Genomic DNA, 4,520 nt, shown 5'->3' with positions numbered 1-4,520 from the left:
TATATTGAAGGGGCGAAAGCCACCGGGTGGAAACAAGCCATCAACCAACTAGCCGTGGCATACCCCGACCGATTCGCGGACTACTTGTAAACTAAGCCCCCGCACACAAACAATCGGACACTCTCCTTGTGCACCGCCAGCACCGTAGCCACCAGCAATACCAAGGCTGCTGCCACGGAGTGGAGGACCGGGGAGAAATTCCGCACGGCCTCCAGCCCCACGCCCGGGTCTGCCGCCACCCGGGCAAGATACTCGAAGGTCTGCATGTACAGCACCAACACACCTGTCGCCACCACAGTGAGCCTCAGCTTGAACACCACCCAGTAGTGTCGGAACAATCCCCACGTCGTCCCCAGGGATTGAAGGACTCCGGTCACCAGCGAGGCCACCGCCAGGGGAACGAGCGCCCACCACGCCACCTGCTCCATCACCCGATACATCCCCCAGACCGCCATCTCATCCGCGCTCACTATCCCCATGACCGCCATCGCGATAAAGACGAGCACCATCCCGAGCCAGCCGACCGAGCAGACCACATGTGCCACCAGCGCGGCCTTGCGTATTCGTGGGATCATCACTCTCGCCATTAGAGGTGCTCCTGGACCAGGAACGCCCCCTCGGCCAGCATCCCCAACCATGGCGACTGGGCCCATGGTTGCCGTCTCCAAACACCAGTACCAGCACGACCGAGTCATGCGCCTGAAGGCTTCGCGGTCATCCGGAGGAAAACACCACACGATCACCACCTCGCAGACCAAGGGGCGCCTCGCCCTCGTGGCTGTAGCCACCGGCACGGTCTCATCCGCCGGCGTCGGTGGCGCCACGGCCGCCACCCTGCAAGCCCCGGCCGAGGTCGAGGCTCCGGTCTCCCCGGAGGCTGCCACCGTCGAGGTGGATTTGGCCACCAACGACACGGCCCTGTCCTCGAGTGGGACGCAGGCCGCACCGCAGATTCTCGCGATCTCCGAATTCAAGCCGGTCGCCAACATCGACGAGCAGCTGGACAAGGCCATCCAGTACAACGCCGAGCGGGCCGAGAAGGAGCGCGCTGCCCGCGCGCCCTCGGTGGTCAAGCCCGCTGAAGGCACCTTCACCTCCGGTTCCGGCGTGCACTGGGGAACCCTCCACGCGGGTATCGACATCGCCAACGTCGTGGGTACCCCGATCCTCGCGGCGATGGGCGGCACTGTCATCGCCTCCGGCCCGGCCTCCTGTTTCGGGCAGCGGATCCGCATCCAGCACGATGATGGCTCGATTGCCGTCTACGGTCATATGGAGACTCTCGACGTGACCGTTGGAAAACGCGTCACCGCTGGTCAGAGGATCGCTGGCATGGGCAACCGGGGGTTTTCCACCGGTTCTCACCTGCACCTCGAGCGTTACCCGACTGGCAGCGGGGCGGTCGACCCGTTGCCCTGGTTCGCCGAGCACGGCGTCACCTTCTAGCCTTCCCGCACTCACCAGGACCGGCCCAGGCACCGGAACCGGCGGCAGCGACTGGGCGTGAGGCACCCGCCTCAGACCGCAGAGACGCTTCTCACTCATCGCCGACACAGCCCAGACTTGATAGCTTATCCAGGCAGGGCAGACCGGGGCACAGGGGAGGCAGTCCGTGCTCGTCATATATGGGGGCGGCGAGCGTCCCGCCAACGAGGAGCAGGTGCCGTAATCCACGTTTAGTGGGATACTTCCGTAACCTGCCTTCTCCTGCGCCAGCTGACGAGGCCGGTAACCGCAGGCCATGCAAGAGCCAGCATCGCGAGAACCAACAGGGGCGTATCCCCCATGCGCGCATACGGCGTCAAACCAGTATGAAGGGGAACGGTTGCCGTCAGCAGTTCGTTCGTGCCCAGGCCACTGAGTTGTGAGACTGTGCCGTCGGGCTGGATAACTGCGGAGTATCCGGTGGGGGCAGCCTGGAGAACGGTGCGGCCAAACTCGCGGGCACGCATCCGGGATGCGGCCACTTCAATTGCAGGTACTTCCTCGGTCACAAAAGACGCGGCGTTGGTCGGTGCGAGGAGTAGCTGCCCACCATTGCGAACGGCATCGGCGACCCGGTCGGCGAAGAAGACCTCATAAGAAATGACGATCCCCAATCGTGGTGTCCCGCTGGGATCGAGCACCGCCGGCCCCTCTCCGGCAATGGCGTCGCGGGGGATGAACCGTGCGTCCTCGCTGAGTCGTTCAATCAGATTGCGCATAGGGATGTACTCGCCGAACGGCACACGATGATGCTTCTCATAGCGTCCTAACCGGGTCCCGTCCGGTCCCCACACTATGGATGCGTTCCGGAAATGTTGATCCTCGGATTCGGTAATTCCGACAACGATGTTCGTGTCGAGTTGCCTAGCCAGTTCAGCGAAAGCTGCATCAACGCGCGTCCCGTCGATTGAGCCGTCGATATTGACGACGTTTTCGGGCAGCAGAACCAGATTAGGGTCTTCGGTTATATCTTCGGCAACCTGTAGGTGCCGGCGGGTCGTATCAAACGGATCGGTATTGACCGCGCGAAGCCCACGGGGGCCTCCACCCTGCACGAGCACGACGTCAAGGCTGCCTTCTGCCGTATCATCTACGATCGTTGGCGCGAACGCCGGTACCGCGAGTACCACGACCACTGCGACCACGGATGCTGCACGGGCTCGTCTCGGCCCGAAGATGACAGCGGTAACAACGGCCCCCGCAACTGCGGCCAACGCGGTCACCAGGAGAGTCCCACCCAGGGGCGCTGCCGCCATGAAAGGACCATCGGTCTGGCTGTATCCGAAAGCGGACAGCGGGAAACCGCCGAACGGGAACCGGTGCTGCACAGCCTCCAATAACACCAGGGCAGCAGGGGTGAGCAGCCACCAGCTCGACCAGCGACTGCGAAAAGCCGCCTCGTTAGGCGATACCGCGGCAACCAGCATTAACAGTAGCGTCTGAACGGCAACAACAGCAGCGTATCCGGCAGTGTTGAAGTCGGTGAGCCAGCGCAGAGCAAGAGCGTAGTGCGCCACCCCGCCCAACCCACCGAGCCACAAACGGTTACGTAGTGGTTGACCTGCCAAAGCCAGCATGAACATAGTCACGCCCACCGGGAACAGCACCCACCAACCGCGTGGCGGCAGCGCCAGCCACCAGACCACCGCAGCTCCCATCATGAGCGCGGTGGGAACGGCCAATCTGCGCCAGTTATCGCCGGCTATCCCCCGGGAAAGACGTGAGACTGTCACGTCTGCTGCAGTACTAGCCTTCACCGGAGATCACGGCCTTCTTCGGGTTGCTGCTCGGTTGTGAATATATGCCCAATCTTTCGAGTCATGTGACAGCAACTTTCAGTACTTTCCCAGTGGATCTGGGGGTGTCCGATTGACGAATCCGGATTTAGTTCAGGCCGGCGTAGGTGTGCAGGCCGGAGACGCCCAGGTTGATGAAAAACAGGTTGAAGATTATCGTGGCCGGGGCCAGGATATTGATCCACGCGGCCTTGTGATCGCGGCACTCGGCCGTGGCACGGGCATGCAGGTAGGCGGCATAGAGCGCCCAGGAGATAAAGGATGCGGTCTCCTTCGGATCCCATCCTCAAAACCGGCCCCACGAGGCCTCCGCCCAGATCGGGTGTGCTCGGCATGGATTAGATCTTCTTATTCCGGGGCGGTGGGGAAGAATACGGTGTTCTGGTTGTCCCGGAAGACCACAACACCGAGGAAGGTCATCGTGCTGCCCGGTGGGTGGTCTGCAGCGACCCAGCTCACCCTAGCGACCGACCATGCTGTGGGGTTAGGCGTACCGCAGGGAACTCATCATCCCGGTTTCCATGTGATAGGCGTTATGGCAGTGAAATGCCCACTCACCGGGGTTGTCAGCGATCAAGTCCGCGTCCACCGTTTCGCCGGGGAGAATGAGGACAGTGTCCTTGCGCAGGCCGCTACTTCCGGGAAGAGCCCAGGTATGCCCGTGCAGGTGCATCGGATGGGGCATGGCCGTGGGGTTGTGCATCCGCATCCGCAGGCGTTGGCCTTCTTGGACTGTGCCCGGGGAATCAGCACCGTCGATGCGCAGTCCCCACTGGTAGGGCATCATCTGGCCGGTTAATTCGACCTCTATTTCCTTATCCACGTCACCGGCCGGGAGCATGGCTCGTTCCACCGGCTCAAAGGACGTCAAGAAGGTACCGGGGGCAGTGAGTTCGGGGAAGGTAGTCTCTGGTGCGGGGGTCTGGCCCGCGGCGGTCCGGATGACGGCAAACGCCCGGTCGTCCTTGCCGGCGGCCAGGGCGGTCAGGGGAAAGACACCATCACCGAGTACCACCTCCACGTCGACGCGTTCACCCATCGAGAGGTAGAACGACTCGATGTCGTGGGGGCGGACCGGGAAACCGTCGACGTGGGTGACGGTCATGCGGTGGCCACCGAGGGCCACCTTGAAGATGGTGTCACCGCCGGAGTTGATAAACCGCAGGCGGGCCTTGTCGCCCGGGCGAGCCTCGAAGGTCCGGTGAGCACGGGGGATACGTCCGTTGATGAGGTAGTGCG

The 4,520-nt window shown here is 62.8% G+C and carries 4 protein-coding genes and 1 pseudogene; 1 reads left to right on the top strand and 4 read right to left on the bottom strand.

Going from position 1 to position 4,520, the window contains the following annotated elements; all coding sequences use genetic code 11:
• Nucleotides 1-80 precede the first annotated feature (80 nt).
• Entirely contained in the window at nt 81-587 is a 507-nt protein-coding gene (locus tag BN4252_RS00400; protein ID WP_066524067.1) for a hypothetical protein, read from the bottom strand.
• 106 nt (nt 588-693) lie between these two features.
• Between BN4252_RS00400 and BN4252_RS00395 the strand changes: the two genes are divergently transcribed.
• Nucleotides 694-1,446, top strand: coding sequence for a M23 family metallopeptidase (locus tag BN4252_RS00395; RefSeq protein ID WP_066524069.1), 753 nt, complete (start codon nt 694-696; stop codon nt 1,444-1,446).
• Between the two features lie 230 nt (nt 1,447-1,676).
• On the opposite strand, the gene lnt is transcribed toward BN4252_RS00395, so the two are convergent.
• The 3 genes and pseudogenes from lnt to BN4252_RS00380 all read right to left on the bottom strand — a co-directional run.
• On the bottom strand, nt 1,677-3,146 hold the full coding sequence (lnt, locus tag BN4252_RS00390; RefSeq protein WP_066524063.1) for an apolipoprotein N-acyltransferase: 1,470 nt from the start codon (nt 3,144-3,146) through the stop codon (nt 1,677-1,679).
• A 223-nt stretch (nt 3,147-3,369) separates the two neighbouring features.
• Nucleotides 3,370-3,600, bottom strand: a pseudogene (gene ccsA / locus BN4252_RS00385) (cytochrome c biogenesis protein CcsA); the annotation flags it as partial.
• Nucleotides 3,601-3,765: 165 nt separating this feature from the next.
• Nucleotides 3,766-4,520 (bottom strand): multicopper oxidase family protein (locus BN4252_RS00380; protein WP_148382445.1); only part of this gene is annotated, 755 nt, incomplete at its 5' end.

Source organism: Corynebacterium bouchesdurhonense, assembly GCF_900078305.2.
GTDB lineage: Bacteria > Actinomycetota > Actinomycetes > Mycobacteriales > Mycobacteriaceae > Corynebacterium > Corynebacterium bouchesdurhonense.
The sequence above is the reverse complement of the archived record's forward strand: the minus strand, read 5'-3'. Positions and strand labels throughout refer to the sequence as shown.

Coding starts and splice junctions, on each gene's coding strand:
- BN4252_RS00400 (WP_066524067.1), bottom strand. CDS start 587: ATGGCGAGAGTGATGATCCCACGAATACGCAAGGCCGCGCTGGTGGCA.
- BN4252_RS00395 (WP_066524069.1), top strand. CDS start 694: ATGCGCCTGAAGGCTTCGCGGTCATCCGGAGGAAAACACCACACGATC.
- lnt (WP_066524063.1), bottom strand. CDS start 3,146: ATGATGGGAGCTGCGGTGGTCTGGTGGCTGGCGCTGCCGCCACGCGGT.